Genomic DNA, 15,652 nt, shown 5'->3' on the forward strand with positions numbered 1-15,652 from the left:
TGTCCGCGGGTGCGGGGTCGTTCTCGGTGGGGTGCTCGTCAGCGCGCGCTGTCGTCGTCTTCGAGCATCCGGGTCAGATAGTGCGCGACGGCGCGAACCGCCGCGAGGTTGGAGGAGTAGTCCATGCGGGTGGGGCCGAGCAGGCCCACGCGGGCACCGCCCGTCGAGCCGTCGTACCGGCTGGCGAGCACCGAGGCCTCGATGAGTCCGAAGGGTTCGTTCTCGCGGCCGATGCTGGCCGACAAGCCCTTCTCGTCGGCGACCATCTCGGTCATGAGCCGCAGCAGGGTCACCTGCTCCTCGATGGCTTCGAGGAGCGGGTAGATGCTGCCGCGGAAGTCGGACTCGCGCTTGGCGAGGGTCGCCGCCCCAGCCATGACGAGGCGATCCTGACGGAACTCCTCGAGCTCCTCGCCGACGACGCGGAACACGGCGTCGGCGACGGCGTCGAGGGCGATGCCGGGGCGGGGGCCGTCGGCGACGACCGCGGCGACCTGCTGCGCGCAGTCGGCGACGGAGCGCCCGACCAGCACCGCGCCCACACGCGCGCGCAGCTGCACGATGTCGGCCTCGGCCGGCTCGGCCGGGACGAGCGCGATCCGCTGCGAGACGCGGCCGGTGTCGGTGACGAGGATGACGAGCACGCGGGGACCGCCGAGAGCCACGAGCTCCACGTGCGAGAGGTTGGCGCGCGCGAACGACGGGTACTGCACGATCGCGACCTGGCCGGTCAGCTGCGTCAGGGCACGCACCGTGCGGGCGAGCAGGTCGTCGAGATCGCCCGCCTCGTCGAGGAACGAGGTGATCGCGCTGCGCTGCGCTCCCGAGAGCGGGCGCAGTTCGGCGAGGTGATCGACGAACACGCGGTAGCCCTTGTCGGTGGGCACGCGGCCCGACGAGGTGTGGGGTGCGACGATGAGGTCTTCGTCTTCGAGCAGCGCCATGTCGTTGCGGATGGTCGCCGCCGACACACCGAACGCGTGCCGGTCGACGATCGCTTTGCTGCCGACGGGTTCACGCGTGTCGACGTAATCCTGCACGATCGCGCGGAGCACTTGGAGGCCGCGTTCCGACACCATGCGCTGCTCCTCCCCGTCTGGCACTCGACTTGACTGAGTGCCAATTCTACGCCGATCGACGACCTGCCCCGTCGGGGGCTCGCGGATGCCGGATCCTCCGCGCCTGCGTGCGGTCCCGCCGCGGGATGCGACGGCGCGGATCAGACCGTGAGGGCTCGCACCACGGCATCCGCCAGCAGGCGTCCGCGGCGGGTCAGCACGATGCGGCCCCGGATGGCATCCGCCCCCTCGATGAGCCCGTCGGCGATGAGCGACGCCACGGCCTTGCGGCCCTCGCCGTGCAGCTCGCCGACGGCGAGACCCTCGCGAATGCGGCTGCGCAGCAGCACCGACTCGAGTCGTCGGGCCGTCTCGTCGGGGCGCTCGCGCGCGGCGGCCGGTGACTCGTTCGCCGCGAGGCGCTGGGCATAGGCGGCCGGGTGTTTGACGTTCCACCAGCGCAGCCCCGCGACGTGGCTGTGGGCGCCCGGTCCGAACCCCCACCAGTCCGTGCCGCGCCAATAGGCGAGGTTGTGCCGCGAACGGTGGGCGACGCCGCGCGACCAGTTCGACACCTCGTACCAGTCGTACCCGGCATCGGCGAGCAGCTCGTCGGCCAGTTCGTACATGTCGGCCTGCAGGTCGTCGGAGGGCTCCGCGACCGCGCCCGAGCGGATCTGGCGGGCGAGCTTCGTGCCGTCTTCGACGATGAGCGCGTAGGCCGAGATGTGATCGGGAGCGAGGGAGACGGCGGTCTCGAGAGACGACCGCCAGTCGTCGAGCGACTCCCCCGGTGCGCCGTAGATGAGGTCGAGCGACACGTCGAGCCCGGCGCGGCGGGCCGCGGCGACGGCGGTCGCGACGTTCGCGGGGTCGTGGGTGCGGTCGAGGGCGGCGAGCACGTGCGGGCGGGCCGACTGCATGCCGATCGACACGCGCGTGACGCCCGCCGCAGCCAGCGTCTCGACCACGGCGTCGTCGACGGTGTCGGGATTGGCCTCGACGGTGACCTCGGCCCCCTCGGCGATGCCGAATTCCGCGCGCACCGCGTCGAGCATGCGCGCCAGATCGCCGGGAGGCAGGAGCGTCGGCGTACCCCCGCCGAAGAACACCGTGGATGCCGTGCGGCGGCCGCCCGTGGCATCCATCACCCCGCCCGCCAGGCGCACCTCGGCGGCGAGCGTGTCGGCGAAGTCGTCTTGCCGGGCGCCGTGCAGCTCGCTGGCCGTGTAGGTGTTGAAGTCGCAGTAGCCGCAGCGCACGCGGCAGAACGGCACGTGCAGGTAGATCCCGAAGTCGACCGACGGATCGATGGTCAGGTCGTCGGGCAGACGACCATCGGTGGGCGCGGGGTCTCCGAGGGGAAGCGGTCCGCCCATCAGGACGTGTACAGCGGCGAGATCGCGCGAAGGTACCGCGTGAACAGCGCCTTGCGACGACGGCGCACGCGGCTGGTGAGGAGCTTGTAGGACGGCGCGGTGGGGCGGTCGAACGCGCGCACGACGAACCAGACCTCGTCGTTGTCGCGCCACTCGAGCGAGAACAACTCTTCGCCGCTCACGATGGAGTGTCCGACCGTGCCGAGGATGAATCCGACGCGGCGCGGCTCCTCGAACACCGAGATGACCCGCAGCTCGGCGTCGGCGCGGTGGCCATCGACCTTGCCGTGCAGGCGCACGCCCGTTCCGGGGCTGACGAACGGGGTGCCGTCGGCGGCGAAGCGCTGCTCGGCCTCGAGGCGGCTGGGGGCGACGGGAGCGCCCTCGGCGTCGAAGCCGACGCCCGCGTAGCCGGCGCCCGACGCGGGACGCACGTCGGTGATGCTCAGCTCTTCGCTGCGCAGCGGCGCCCACGCGAGCAGCAACTCGCCCGCGGCGACGAAGCGCTCTTCGCCGCTGCCGATACGCCACGCATCTTCGGCGGGGACGGAACGCTCGGGCGGATACTGCATGAGGTCGGGGGCCTGAGTGGCGCCCACCGCCGCGTAGTCGACCGTGTCGTCGGTGAAGTTCTGCCGGCGCATGATCTTCCTCTCGAATCGGTCGTTACTTCTTGGCCTCGACGTCGCCCGAGAGGGCGGCGATGAAGGCTTCCTGCGGCACCTCGACGCGGCCCACCATCTTCATGCGCTTCTTGCCCTCTTTCTGCTTCTCGAGCAGCTTGCGCTTTCGGGTGATGTCACCGCCGTAGCACTTCGCCAGGACGTCCTTGCGGATGGCGCGGATCGTCTCGCGCGCGATGATGCGGGCGCCGATCGCGGCCTGGATGGGCACCTCGAACTGCTGGCGCGGAATGAGTTTGCGCAGGCGCTCGGCCATGAGCGTGCCGTAGGCGTAGGCCTTCTCGCGGTGCACGATCGAGCTGAACGCGTCGACCTTGTCGCCCTGCAGCAGGATGTCGACCTTCACGAGCTCGGCGGTCTGCTGACCGGCGGGTTCGTAGTCGAGGCTCGCGTAGCCCTGCGTGCGCGACTTGAGGTGGTCGAAGAAGTCGAACACGATCTCGCCGAGGGGCATGTGGTACCGCAGCTCGACGCGGTCCTCGCTGAGGTAGTCCATGCCCAGGAGTGTTCCGCGGCGCGACTGGCAGAGTTCCATCACGGTGCCGACGTAGTCCTTGGGCAGCAGGATGCCGACCTTGACGATCGGCTCCGAGACCGAGGCGACGCGACCGTCGGGGTACTCGCTGGGGTTGGTGACCGAGACGGTGTCGCCCGTGTCGGTGGTGACCTCGTAGGTCACCGACGGGGCGGTGGTGATCAGGTCGAGACCGAACTCCCGCGAGAGGCGCTCGGTGATGATCTCGAGGTGCAGCAGGCCGAGGAACCCGGCGCGGAAGCCGAAGCCCAGCGCGACCGAGGTCTCGGGCTCGTACTGCAGCGACGCATCGGACAGCTTGAGCTTGTCGAGGGCTTCGCGCAGCTCGGCGTAGTCGCTGCCGTCGATGGGGTAGATACCCGAGAAGACCATGGGCTTCGGATCGGTGTACCCCGGCAGGGCCTGGGTGGCGGGCTTGCGGTGCGTCGTGATCGTGTCGCCGACCTTCGACTGGCGCACGTCTTTCACACCGGTGATGAGGTAGCCGACCTCGCCGACGCCGAGACCGCGCGTGGGCACCGGCTCGGGGCTCGACACACCGATCTCGAGCAGCTCGTGCGTCGCCGTGGTCGACATCATCTGGATGCGCTCACGCGGCTGCAGCGAGCCGTCGATCATGCGCACGTACGTGACCACGCCGCGGTAGGCGTCGTAGACCGAGTCGAAGATCATGGCGCGTGCCGGGGCGTCGGGCTTGCCGACCGGGGCGGGGATCTTGTCGACGATGAGGTCGAGCAGCTCTTCGACGCCCATGCCGGTCTTGCCGCTCACGCGCAGCACGTCTTCGGGCTTGCCGCCGATGAGGCCGGCGAGCTCGGCCGCGTACTTCTCGGGGTCGGCGGCCGGCAGGTCGATCTTGTTCAGCACGGGGATGATCGTCAGATCGTTCTCGAGTGCGAGATAGAGGTTGGCCAGCGTCTGCGCCTCGATGCCCTGCGCCGCATCGACGAGCAGGATCGCTCCCTCGCACGCGGCGAGCGAACGGCTGACCTCGTACGTGAAGTCGACGTGGCCGGGCGTGTCGATCATGTTGAGGGCGAACGTGCCGTCGCCGGTGGCCCACGGCATCCGCACCGCCTGCGACTTGATCGTGATGCCGCGCTCACGCTCGATGTCCATGCGGTCGAGGTACTGCGCCCGCATATCGCGGTCGCTGACGACGCCGGTGATCTGCAGCATGCGGTCGGCCAACGTCGACTTGCCGTGGTCGATGTGAGCGATGATGCAGAAGTTGCGGATCTGCTCCGGCGGAGTGGCAGACGGCTCGAGGGGCTTCAGGGCGCGCGGTGACATGTTCCGTCGATTCTACGGTGGCGCGCCGACATCGCCGTCCGCGGATGCCCGGGGTACGGCATCCGGGGGTCCCCCACGGGTCGAGATCGCCCGTTCCACGCGCGGGAACGTGCGGCGCGTGCCGCGCAGCGCGTCGGGGGACGCGGACGCACAGCCGGTCGGTAGCGAACGGCTTCTACCCTGGATGCCATGACGGTCCAGGTCGTGTTCGTGCACGGTATCCGCACCTCGGCGACGATGTGGCGCGCGCAGCTCGCCCACCTCGAGGAGCGCGGCAACCCGGCCGTCGCCGTCGACCTGCCCGGACACGGCACCCGCCGCGGCGAGGAGTTCACTCTCGACGAGGCGTTCGCCACCATCGACCGGGCGGTGCAGGATGCCGCGACCCGCGGCCCCGTGCTGCTCGTGGGCCATTCGATGGGCGGGTTGCTGTGCATCGAGTACGTCGGGCGCGAAGACCCGCCGCCGGTCGCGGCGTTCATCGCCGCATCGTGCACCTCGATCCCGCGGGGTGTGGGCCTCGCGGCCTACCGCTTCCTCGCGCGGCGATTCGACAGCCTGCCCGACCGCGGCCTGGGGCTCACCAACCGCGTGCTCGACCGCACACTCCCACCCGAGACGCGGCCCGACTTCGGCGCGGGCGGATACGCCTTCGAGGCGCAGGACACCGCCCTGGCGAGCCTGTCGGTGCTCGACCTTCTGGCGTCGCTGCGCCGCATCGAGGTTCCGCTGTGGTTCATCAACGGGCAGTGGGACCAACTGCGCGCCAACGAGAAGCTGTTCGTGTCGGTGGCGCGCGAGGCCGAGTTGATCGTCGTCCCCCGCACCACGCACCTGGTGACGGCGATGCGGCCCCGCGTGTTCAACGCGCTGGTCGACGTGGCGCTCACCACCGTCGAGGCGACGACCTGATAGGGTTGGTCCTTGGCTTGCGTGTGGGGTTTTTCCCGACCTCCACGATGCCGGTGCAGCGTCCCTCTACCGCTCGCCCGGCTCTTCCATATTCACTTCAAACGAAAGACCGTCGACGTGGCGAATATCAAGTCGCAGATCAAGCGCAACAAGACCAACGACAAGGCGCACGAGCGCAACAAGGCCGTCAAGAGCGAGCTGAAGACGCACGTGCGTCGCACCAAGCAGGCTGTGCTGGCCGGTGACAAGGAAGGCGCTCTCAAGGCGCTCGCCACCGCGACCAAGAAGCTCGACAAGGCCGTGAGCAAGGGTGTCATCCACCAGAACCAGGCCGCGAACCGCAAGTCGGCCATCGCGAAGTCGGTCGCCGCTCTCTGAGTCGCACCTTTTCGACAGCCCGTCCCGCATCACGCGGGGCGGGCTTCGTCGTTTTCGGGGTGGGGGCGCGAGAGCGTAGGAGGCGTCGGGGGTGCGTGCTGCGGATTGCGCGGGGGCCGATGAGGCGTGGCGAGCGGAGGGGTGGGGGCGAGCGGAGGATTCGCGGCCTTGATCCGGTCCTCCGCTGAGCCCGGGCCCTCCCCTGGGCACGGATCTGCGCCGCGGATTGCGCGGCGCAGGGCTTGTGGGACGTCGACTCCGGGCGAGCGGAGGTTCAGGGACGAGCGGAGGACACGCGGCCTCGATCCGGTCCTCCGCTCAGCCCACGCCCTCCCTGGCTCACGGAGCTGCCCCGCGAGCCCACGGCCGGCGAGCCGACCGTGCGCGGTCAGCCGCCGTACGGCGCGCGGGTGGCGATGATCGTGATCATGCGCTCGAGCGCGAAGACCGCGTCGCGCGACGCGCCCTTCACCTCGGCGTCGGCGCGGGCCGTGGCGTGGATGGCCATGCCGAGGGTGTTGCCGGTCCACCCGACCAGGTCGCGCCGGGCGCGGTCGACCTGCCAATCCTTCATGCCGAGGCGTTGGGCGGCCGCCGACGAGGATTCGCGGGTGCCGGCGACCCGGGCCATGGTGCGGAGCTTCATCGCGACCGCGGCCACGAGGGGTACGGGGTCGGCTCCGGATGCCAGCGCGTGCCGCAGCGCCAACATGGCGGGGCCGTAGTGCCCGGCGATGGCGGTGTCGGCGACCGTGAAGGCCGAGGTCTCAACCCGCCCGCCGTAGTACCGCTCGACGATGCGCTCGTCGATGTCGCCGGGGACGTCGGCGATGAGCTGCTGGCACGCGGCGGCGAGCTCGGTGAGGTCGTCGGCGAACGCCGAGACCAGGGAGCGGAGGGCGACGGGGGCGATGCGCTTCTGCGCGGCCTTGAACTCGCCCACGGCGAAGTCGAAGCGGTCGGAGTCGCGCTTCACCGCCGCACACGGGATCTCGATGCCGGCGCCCTGCCCGGCACGGATGGCGTCGAGGAGCTTCTTGCCGCGCACGCTCGCCCCGGTGTGGCGCAGAATGACGGTTGCGCCATCTTGCGTCTGCGAGAGGTACGACACGGCTTCGCTGAGGAACGTGTCGCTGCACTTCTCGACGCCGCTCACGCGGACCAGGCGGGGCTCGCCGAACAGCGAGGGCGACGTGACGCCGAGCAAGGTGCCGGCGGCGTAATCGTCGGCGCGGATGTCGGTGACCTCGAGGCTCGGGTCTTCGCTCTTGAGAAGCGCCCGGATGCCGGCGGTCGCGCGCTCCGCGCACACTTCTTCGGGACCGGAGATCAGCACGACCGGCGCGGGCTGGGGGGTGCGCCAGGACACCTGCGGAATGGCCGACTTGGTCTTCGCGGGGGCGGAGCGTCGGGGTGCCGGGGTCACTCCCCCAGCCTACCGACCGGGTCCGACATCGGAGCCGCCGCGCGGAGGCGCGGAACCCCGACGACGACGCGGCAACGGGTGTCGCCACGCGTGGCCCGGTGCGAGGCTCTCTCACCGGTGCGGCGAGCCACCGACGCCATCTGAACCGGAGCATGCACGGCTATCGAGGTGCAGACGATGTCGGGCTCGGAACGCTGTCGACAGCGGGACCGTTCTCGCGCCAGAGCGACAGACGGCCCTGCTCGTCGATCCACACGGCGAGCGCCCCGTCTCGATCCGTGCGGCCCACGGTCGTGCCCGTGCTCTCGAGGATCGACAGGAGGGATGCCGTGGGATGGCCGTAGCGGTTGTCGGCACCGACGCCGATCAGTCCGATCGCCGCGTGGAGTCGCCGGTAAAGGTCGGCGTCCTGGTCGGCGCTGCCGTGGTGCGCCACCTTGACGACCTGCACCGGCGTCACGTCGGCGCGTCGGAGCAGGGATTCCTGCGCGTCCTCGCCCAGATCGCCGAGCATCTCCGTGCGGGGGAAGCCGGGGCCGGCGACGTCGAGGGCGACGCTGGCGTCATTGCCCGGCTCCGCTCGCGGCGGCGGGTGCAGAGCCTGCCAACGCGTGGCGCCCAGCGTGCCGGTCATCCCGGCCGTCGCCTGCGTGAGCGAGGCGCCGGTGGCGGCGAAGCGCTCCAGCAGCCGCTGATCGGCGCCCTCGTCGGTCGGGCCGTGGAGCACGAGGTCGGTGCGCCCGAGCACCCCCGCCGCGCCGCCGACGTGGTCGAGGTCGAAGTGGGTCAGCACGACGAGGTCGAGGTGCTCCACCCCGAACTTCTCGAGGCAGCCGGTGAGCGCCGCCGGGTCGGGCCCGGTGTCGACGAGCGCGATGGACGCTCCGGATCGCCAGAGCGTGGCATCGCCCTGCCCCACGTCGCACATGACCACCTGCCACGGCGCGGGGACGGTGAGCGGTCCCGCGACCGTGCGGACGGCCGATTGACCGAGCATCAGGCCGAGACTGACGGCGGAAGCCGCGGCGGCGAGGGCTGCGGTGCGGGGCAGACGGCGGGGGCGGACGACCGCGACGAACACGGCGGCGCCGACAAGCCCGAGCAGCCCGGCGCCGAGCAGGCCGTCGGGCCACGGAATGTTCTGCGCCGAGATCCCCGCGGTCGTGTGCGCGACAGCGGCGATCCACGAGGCGGGGATCCAGGCCAGGGCGGTGAGCCCGTCTTGCAGCCAGGGGAACGGGGCAATGGCGGCGAGAGCGCCCGCGATGGTGGCGGGGGCGGCCGCCGGATCGGCGAGGAGGTTCGCGACGATGCCCAGGAGCGGCACGTGCGGATCGATCAGCACGATCAGCGGGCCGCAGATGAGCTGCGCCGAGGCCGGCACGGCGATCGCGAGCGCCAGAGCCCGCGGCATCCAGCGCTCGAGGCCGGCGGCGAGGGGCCGCGCGAGGACGAGCAGGGCGGCGGTGGCCGCGGCCGAGAGCGCGAAGCCCACGGACCTCGAGAGCCAGGGGTCGACGATCAGCAGCACGGTCGTCGCCAGCGACAGCACGGCGATCCCGACCGCCGGTCTGCCCAGGGCCAGGGCGAGGAGTGCCACCGATGCCATGGCCGCGGCGCGCACGACGCTGGGTTCGGGGGTGACCAGCGCGACGAAGCCGGCGAGCACGAGCAGCGCCCCGACGATACGTGCTCCCCGTGGCGCACGGCAGAGGGCGAGGACGGCGAAGGCCGCCCCGACCACGATGACGCAGTTGGCACCCGACACGGCGGTGAGGTGCGAGAGCGACGAGACCGTCATCGCGGTCTCGGTCGCCGCGTCGAGGCTCGAGGTGTCGCCCACCGCGAGGCCCGGCACGAGGCCGGCACCGGGCTGCGGGAGTCCGTCGGTCGACGCGACGAGGCGGCTGCGGAGCCCTTCCAACCACCCCCAGACCCCGCCCGGCGGTGCCGCTCTCGCGACCTCCTCGGCCCGGACGACGAGCACCGCCCGCTCTCCCGGCTCGGCGGGCAGAGCGCGACCGACGACCTCTACCTCGCTGCCCATCGCGGCCTCGGCGAGAGCCCGGCGCCCCTCGGCATCCACTCCGATGCGGGCCGGGATGTCTCCCGAGAGCTGCACGCTCCCGGCGCGGACCTCCGTGGCGACGGCGTCGAACCACGCCCCGCCGTCCGGGGCGCCGTCGATACGTCCGGTCACCGTGAGCTCGAGCACGAGCTGCCGGCCGCCCTCCACCCGCAGGGCGTCGACCTGCTCGCGTACGGCGTCCACGAAAGCCACGCTCGATACGGATGCCGCGGCGCAGGCGACGGCGATGGTGGCGACGGCGAGGACCGCGTGCCGTCTGCCCAGAAAGGCGAGGGCGGTGAGGCCCGCCACCGCGGCGAGGACGAGAGCCAGGACGCGGGCGTCGGGGAGCCCGGTGGAGAGCCCCGCGAAGGCCCAGGTGGTGGCGGCCACCGAGATCGGCCGGAGTGCCCGTCGCCGCAGCGCACGCCGCTCGCTCACACCCGCACCAGGTCGCGCAGGGCCTCGATCATCTTGTCGCCGAACCCCGGTATCGACGACAGGTCGTCGACGCTGGTGAAGCGGCCGTTCTCGTCGCGCCACGCGATGATGCGGTCGGCCAGAGCGGGGCCGATCCGCGGGAGCGTGTCGAGCTGCTCGCGCGTCGCCGTGTTCAGATCGACGACGCCGCCCGAGGCTCCCGAGGCCGGAGCGGCTCCCCCGGCGCCGACGTCGGCTCCTGCCACCGGGACGACGATCTGCTCGCCGTCCGCGACGGGCCGCGCGAGATTCACCCCGTCTCGAGCGGCGTCCTCGGCGAAGCCGCCCGCGCGCGCGACCGCATCGGCGACGCGGTCGCCGACCTCGAGCCGGTAGAGCCCGGCCTCGCGCACCGCGCCCGCCACGTGCACGTAGACACCGACCTGCGGGACGGCGGCCGAGGGGGGCGACGCCGACACGGCGGGATCGACGACCTCCGTCCCGGCCGCGCCCCGGACCATGCCGATCCCGATGGTGACGGCGAACGCCAGCAGCACCAGCACCACGACCGCCCCGATCCCCAGCCGCGCCCGCGCCGGCAGAGGCTCCCCCGCGTGCGGCGGGTGGGCCTCGGCGGGGAGGACGACGTTCTCGGTCACACCGCGACAGTAGGCAGCACCCCCGCCCGCCCGTGCCGCGCGACGGCGATCGGTGAACGCTCGCGCGAAAAGCCTCCCTGGGGAGGAGCGGCGTCTCCTATGCCCTGAGGAACGAGACCGACGGTCCGAGGTCGCCGCCCACGGACGAACGGTCGGATCAGAGCGACGGATGCCACGCCCCCGCGCTCCGTGGAGCGCCGGGGACGTGGCATCCGGAATCAGAACCTACTTCGTCGAGAAGCTGACCACCTTCGGCGGACGCACGACCGCGCGCACGATCTCGCGCTCACCGAGCGCGCGGAGCACGCGCTCGTCGCCCCGGGCGAGGGCTTCGAGCTCGTCGCCGCCGATCTTGGCCGACACCTCGAGCGTGGCGCGCACCTTGCCGTCGATCTGCACGACGGCGGTGACGGTGTCTTCGACCAGCAGCGTCGGGTCGGCCTGGCGCCAGGTCGCGAGCCCCACGAAGCCGGTGTAGCCGAGCGTCTGCCACATCTCTTCGGCGGTGTGCGGGGCGAACAGGTCGAGGGTCATCGCGATGACCTCGGCCGCCTCGCGCACGGCGGGGTCGCTCGCGCCGGCCTTTCCGTCGATCGCCTTGCGGGTGGCGTTGACCAGCTCCATCAGGCGGGCGACGACGACGTTGAACTTCGTCTGCTCGACGAGGTTCGGCGCCTCGGCCAGCAGGCGGTGCGTGACGCGGCGGAGCGAGGGGTCGCCTTCGGCCCACACCACGTCGGTGTCGCTGTCGACGTCGTGCGCGATGCGCAGGGCGCGGGCGAGGAACTTCGCCGCTCCGGTGGTCGAGACGTCGTTCCAGTCCTTGTCGTCTTCGACCGGGCCGGCGAAGGCCAGCGCCACGCGCAGGGCGTCGGCACCGTGCGCGTCGAGCTCTTCCTGGAACAGCACCAGGTTGCCCTTGCTCTTCGACATCTTGGTGCCGTCGAGAATGACCATGCCCTGGTTGATGAGGCTCGAGAACGGCTCGGTGAACTCCACCAGGCCCATGTCGAACAGCGCCTTGGTGATGAACCGCGCGTACAGCAAGTGCAGGATGGCGTGCTCGACGCCGCCGATGTAGAAGTCGACGGGGCCCCACTTGTTGGCCTCGCGAGCCGAGAACGCCTCGGTCGAGCTGTCCGGCGACAGGAAGCGCAGGTAGTACCACGAGCTGTCGACGAAGGTGTCCATCGTGTCGGGGTCGCGCAGCAGCGTCTGGCCGGTCTCGGGGTCGGTGACCTCGACCCATTCGGTCGCGGCCCCCAGCGGCGAGGTGCCCTTGGGCTTCAGGTCGAGGCCCTCCACCGACGGCAGGGTGACCGGCAGCTGGTCGGCGGGGACCGGCGTGATCGAGCCGTCTTCGCCGTGCAGCATGGGGATGGGCGTGCCCCAGTAGCGCTGGCGCGAGATGAGCCAGTCGCGCAGGCGGTACGTCTTGGCGGCACGGCCGACGCCCTTCGCCTCGAGCTCCTCGATCATGCGGGCGATCGCGTGGCGCTTGGACAGGCCGTTCAGCGAACCCGAGTTGACCATGCGGCCGTCTCCGGTGAGCGCGATGCCGGTCTTCACCGGGTCGGTCTCGTCGAGGTCGCCCAGCGGGTCGATCGGCACGCCGTCGTCGTCGAGCTCGATGACGGGGATCGCCCCGGTGACGGGGGCGAGGGTGTCGACGACGACCCGCACGGGCAGGTCGAAGGCGCGGGCGAAGTCGAGGTCGCGCTGGTCGTGCGCGGGAACGGCCATGACGGCACCGTGGCCGTAGTCGGCCAGCACGTAGTCGGCGGCCCAGATCGGCAGCTTCTCGCCGTTGACGGGGTTGATCGCGTGATGCCCGAGGAACACGCCGGTCTTCGGCCGGTCGGTGGCCTGGCGCTCGATGTCGGTCGCGCGCTGCACCTGGGCGAGGTACGCCTCGAAGCTCTCGCGCACGCCCTGATCCGCGGATGCCGCGAGCTCGGCCGCGAGGTCGGACTCGGGCGCCACGACGAAGAACGTCGCACCGTGCAGCGTGTCGGGGCGGGTCGAGAAGACGGTGATCTTCTCGCCGCGGCCCTCGATCTCGAACTCGATGTCGGCGCCGATCGAGCGTCCGATCCAGTTGCGCTGCATCTGGATGACCTTGCTCGGCCAGAAGCCCTCGAGCTGGTTCAGGTCGTCGAGCAGGCGGTCGGCGTAGTCGGTGATGCGCAGGAACCACTGCGTCAGCTTCTTCTTGACCACGACGGCACCGCTGCGCTCGCTGGTGCCGTCGGGCAGCACCTGCTCGTTGGCGAGCACGGTCTGATCCACCGGGTCCCAGTTGACGAGGGCGTCCTTGCGGTACGCGAGGCCCTTGTCGTACAGCTTCTGGAACAGCCACTGGTTCCACCGGTAGTACTCGGGGTCGCTGGTGTGCAGCACCCGGCTCCAGTCGAACGAGACGCCGTAGTCCTTCAGGCTCTCTTTCTGCTGCGCGATGTTCGCGTAGGTCCACTCGACCGGGTCGGCACCGCGCTTGATGGCGGCGTTCTCGGCCGGCAGGCCGAACGAGTCCCACCCGATGGGGTTGAGCACGTTGTAGCCGCGGTGGCGCCAGAAGCGCGCGACGATGTCGGAGTACAGGTAGTTCTCGGCGTGACCCATGTGCAGGTCGCCCGAGGGGTACGGGAACATCGCCAGCACGTACTTGCGGGGGCGCGTGTCGTCGTCGCCGCCGGCACGGAAGGGATCTTTGTCGGCCCACGCTCGCTGCCACTTCGCCTGGATGGCGTGGGTGTCGAAGCCACCTTCGCGGGGGTCGGGTGCGGAATTCTGAGACACGGGTGAAGCCAATCGTGAAGGTCGGGGAGGCCGCGGGGGCCGGCGTCCAGGCTATCGGACCCGGACGTCACCACCCGGGCGGTACCTCGGCGCCCAGGACGGCGAGGGGCGCTCGCGCCTTGATCCCCACCTCGGCGACTTCGGATGCCGCGACCGAACGCCACGTGATCCCCCCGCCGGCGCCGACCCAGGCGGCATCCGCGTCGACGACGACACTGCGGATGACCATGGCGAGATCGGCCGCGCCGTCGTCGCCGATCCATCCGAAGGCGCCGGAGTAGACGCCGCGCGGGGCTTCTTCGAGGCCGGCGAGGATCTGCATCGCCGACTGCTTGGGGGCGCCCGTCATGCTGCCGGCCGGAAAGGTCGCTTCGAGCAGCGCACCGACGCGTGTGCCGGGGAGCAGGCGCCCCGACACCTCGCTGACGAGCTGGTGCACGTGCGGGTAGCTCTCGACCTCGAGAAGACGGTCGACGCCGACGCTCGACGGCTCGCACACCCGCGACAGGTCGTTGCGCATGAGGTCGACGATCATGACGTTCTCGGCGCGCTCCTTGGCATCCGTCCGCAGGGCGTCGGCCAGGGCGGCGTCGCGCACCGGGTCTGCGGAGCGCGGACGCGTGCCCTTGATGGGGTGGGTGTGCACGGCCCCGCCGCGCACCTCGAGGAAGCGCTCGGGCGACGCGCTCGCCAGTGCCGTGTCGCCGGAGCGCACGAAGCCGGCGTGGTGCGAGGTCGAGGCGCGGCGGAGGCGCCGGAACACCGCCACGGGGTCGACGGCTCCGGGCACGGTGAATCGCGTGGTGAGGCACAGCTGGTACGCGTCGCCCTCGCGGATGCGCGCGCGGCAGGCCTCGATGAGTTCCGCGTAGCGGGTGGGTGTCACGCGACCGGATGCCGCACCCCGGCGCTCCGCGACGGGCACCGGCGGCGGCACGGGCGCCTCGGCGGCGCGCCGGGCGATCTCGGCGTCGCCGAAGGCCCACACGCGGCGTGCGGCGTGGTCGAACGCGAGGAACGTCTCCACCCGCAGCCAGACCGGGTCACCCTCGTACGTGAGCCAGCCGACCCATCCCCCGCGGAACGCCCCGGCTTCCTCTCCGGGTGATCCGGGTGCGAGGCCGGGTGAAGTGGCATCCTGATCCATCGGCGCCGACGACGAGTCGGGAACTCCCGTTCCCATCCAGCTCCACCCGGCCGACGCGTCGACCCCGGCATCGAGCCAGAACGCGTGATCGGCGTCGGCGAGAAGGTGCAGGAACACCGCCTCGGGGTCGACCCACGCGGGGAGGGCGACCGGAGCGGAGGAGTGCGGCACGCTCCCAGGCTAGGCGTGGCCGACGGCCATAGGGTGACGGGGTGAACGAGATCCTCACGTGGCTGCTCGACGTCGTTCAAAACGTCGACCCCGTGCTGCGCACGATCGTCGCCGGTGTCGCGATGGTTCTCGAGACGAGCGTGCTGGTCGGTCTGATCGTTCCCGGCGACACCATGGTCATTGTGGCGGGCACCGCGATCGCGTCTCCCCTCGAAGGAGTGCTGCTGGGCGCAGCCGTCGTCCTGGGCGCGCTGATCGGCGAGAGCCTCGGCTTCTGGCTGGGCCGGTACTTCGGTCCCCGCATCCGTGCTTCGCGGCTGGGCCAGAAGCTCGGCGAACGCAACTGGGATCGCGCCGACCGGTATCTGCGCCGACGCGGCGGACCGGCGATCTTCCTCTCGCGCTTCCTTCCCGTACTGCACTCGCTCGTGCCGTTGACGGTGGGGATGAGCGGGTACAGCTACCGCCGGTTCCTGGCCTGGACGACCCCCGCGTGCCTGATCTGGGCCGGGCTGTACATCACCGTCGCGGCCACCGCCGCGGGCACCTACCGCGAGCTCGCCGACCAACTGCACTACGCCGGCTACCTCTTCGTCGGCATCCTCGTGGCGTTCCTCGTGCTGGTCTTCGTCGCCAAGAAGCTGATCGAACGCGCGGAACGTCGCCATCTGGCCGAAGAGACGACTTCCCTCGGACCAGCGGACGGCGACGTGAAAGACTGAGC

12 protein-coding genes are annotated in these 15,652 nt (G+C 71.1%); 3 read left to right on the top strand and 9 right to left on the bottom strand.

Annotated elements, in window-relative coordinates; all coding sequences use genetic code 11:
- Window positions 1-38 precede the first annotated feature (38 nt).
- From hrcA to lepA, 4 genes are all read right to left on the bottom strand, one after another.
- Window positions 39-1,079 carry a heat-inducible transcriptional repressor HrcA gene (hrcA, locus tag IFU40_RS06500; RefSeq protein ID WP_070407928.1) on the bottom strand — a complete coding sequence of 347 codons (1,041 nt, stop codon included), beginning with the start codon at window positions 1,077-1,079 and terminating at the stop codon, window positions 39-41.
- 140 nt (window positions 1,080-1,219) lie between these two features.
- On the bottom strand, window positions 1,220-2,437 hold the full coding sequence (gene hemW / locus IFU40_RS06505) for a radical SAM family heme chaperone HemW (protein WP_191925805.1): 1,218 nt from the start codon (window positions 2,435-2,437) through the stop codon (window positions 1,220-1,222).
- A complete protein-coding gene (locus IFU40_RS06510; RefSeq protein WP_055939964.1) occupies window positions 2,437-3,081 on the bottom strand; it encodes a DUF1990 family protein in 645 nt (214 codons plus the stop codon). Before IFU40_RS06510 ends, hemW begins: the two co-directional genes overlap by 1 nt.
- Window positions 3,082-3,103: 22 nt before the next feature.
- Window positions 3,104-4,948, bottom strand: a complete 1,845-nt coding sequence (gene lepA / locus IFU40_RS06515) for a translation elongation factor 4 (protein ID WP_191925806.1) — start codon at window positions 4,946-4,948, stop codon at window positions 3,104-3,106.
- Between the two features lie 189 nt (window positions 4,949-5,137).
- Here lepA and IFU40_RS06520 point away from each other — a divergent pair, with 189 nt between their 5' ends.
- Together IFU40_RS06520 and rpsT are read left to right on the top strand one after the other, a co-directional pair.
- Window positions 5,138-5,860: an alpha/beta fold hydrolase gene (locus tag IFU40_RS06520; RefSeq protein ID WP_191925807.1), complete on the top strand. Its 723-nt coding sequence runs from the start codon at window positions 5,138-5,140 to the stop codon at window positions 5,858-5,860.
- A 117-nt stretch (window positions 5,861-5,977) separates the two neighbouring features.
- Window positions 5,978-6,238 (top strand): 30S ribosomal protein S20, encoded by a 261-nt coding sequence (gene rpsT / locus IFU40_RS06525; protein WP_055836993.1) that lies wholly within the window; start codon window positions 5,978-5,980, stop codon window positions 6,236-6,238.
- A gap of 388 nt (window positions 6,239-6,626) precedes the next feature.
- Here rpsT and holA read toward each other — a convergent pair whose 3' ends face one another.
- From holA to IFU40_RS06550, 5 genes are all read right to left on the bottom strand, one after another.
- Window positions 6,627-7,664: a DNA polymerase III subunit delta gene (gene holA / locus IFU40_RS06530; protein ID WP_191925808.1), complete on the bottom strand. Its 1,038-nt coding sequence runs from the start codon at window positions 7,662-7,664 to the stop codon at window positions 6,627-6,629.
- Window positions 7,665-7,824: 160 nt separating this feature from the next.
- Window positions 7,825-10,173, bottom strand: a complete 2,349-nt coding sequence (locus IFU40_RS06535; protein ID WP_191925809.1) for a ComEC/Rec2 family competence protein — start codon at window positions 10,171-10,173, stop codon at window positions 7,825-7,827.
- Window positions 10,170-10,811, bottom strand: coding sequence for a helix-hairpin-helix domain-containing protein (locus tag IFU40_RS06540; RefSeq protein ID WP_342343492.1), 642 nt, complete (start codon window positions 10,809-10,811; stop codon window positions 10,170-10,172). Before IFU40_RS06540 ends, IFU40_RS06535 begins: the two co-directional genes overlap by 4 nt.
- Before the next feature lie 225 nt (window positions 10,812-11,036).
- A complete protein-coding gene (gene leuS, locus IFU40_RS06545; protein WP_191925810.1) occupies window positions 11,037-13,610 on the bottom strand; it encodes a leucine--tRNA ligase in 2,574 nt (857 codons plus the stop codon).
- A 67-nt stretch (window positions 13,611-13,677) separates the two neighbouring features.
- Window positions 13,678-14,928, bottom strand: a complete 1,251-nt coding sequence (locus tag IFU40_RS06550) for a chorismate-binding protein (protein ID WP_191925811.1) — start codon at window positions 14,926-14,928, stop codon at window positions 13,678-13,680.
- Window positions 14,929-14,969: 41 nt separating this feature from the next.
- Between IFU40_RS06550 and IFU40_RS06555 the strand changes: the two genes are divergently transcribed.
- On the top strand, window positions 14,970-15,650 hold the full coding sequence (locus tag IFU40_RS06555; protein WP_070407921.1) for a DedA family protein: 681 nt from the start codon (window positions 14,970-14,972) through the stop codon (window positions 15,648-15,650).
- Window positions 15,651-15,652 lie beyond the last annotated feature (2 nt).

Source organism: Microbacterium sp. CFBP 13617 (genome assembly GCF_014839445.1).
In the GTDB taxonomy this organism is placed as follows: domain Bacteria; phylum Actinomycetota; class Actinomycetes; order Actinomycetales; family Microbacteriaceae; genus Microbacterium.

What these genes read in the sequence shown, in the direction of transcription:
- hrcA (WP_070407928.1), bottom strand. Translation starts at nt 1,079, where the DNA reads ATGGTGTCGGAACGCGGCCTCCAAGTGCTCCGCGCGATCGTGCAGGAT.
- hemW (WP_191925805.1), bottom strand. Translation starts at nt 2,437, where the DNA reads ATGGGCGGACCGCTTCCCCTCGGAGACCCCGCGCCCACCGATGGTCGT.
- IFU40_RS06510 (WP_055939964.1), bottom strand. Translation starts at nt 3,081, where the DNA reads ATGCGCCGGCAGAACTTCACCGACGACACGGTCGACTACGCGGCGGTG.
- lepA (WP_191925806.1), bottom strand. Translation starts at nt 4,948, where the DNA reads ATGTCACCGCGCGCCCTGAAGCCCCTCGAGCCGTCTGCCACTCCGCCG.
- IFU40_RS06520 (WP_191925807.1), top strand. Translation starts at nt 5,138, where the DNA reads ATGACGGTCCAGGTCGTGTTCGTGCACGGTATCCGCACCTCGGCGACG.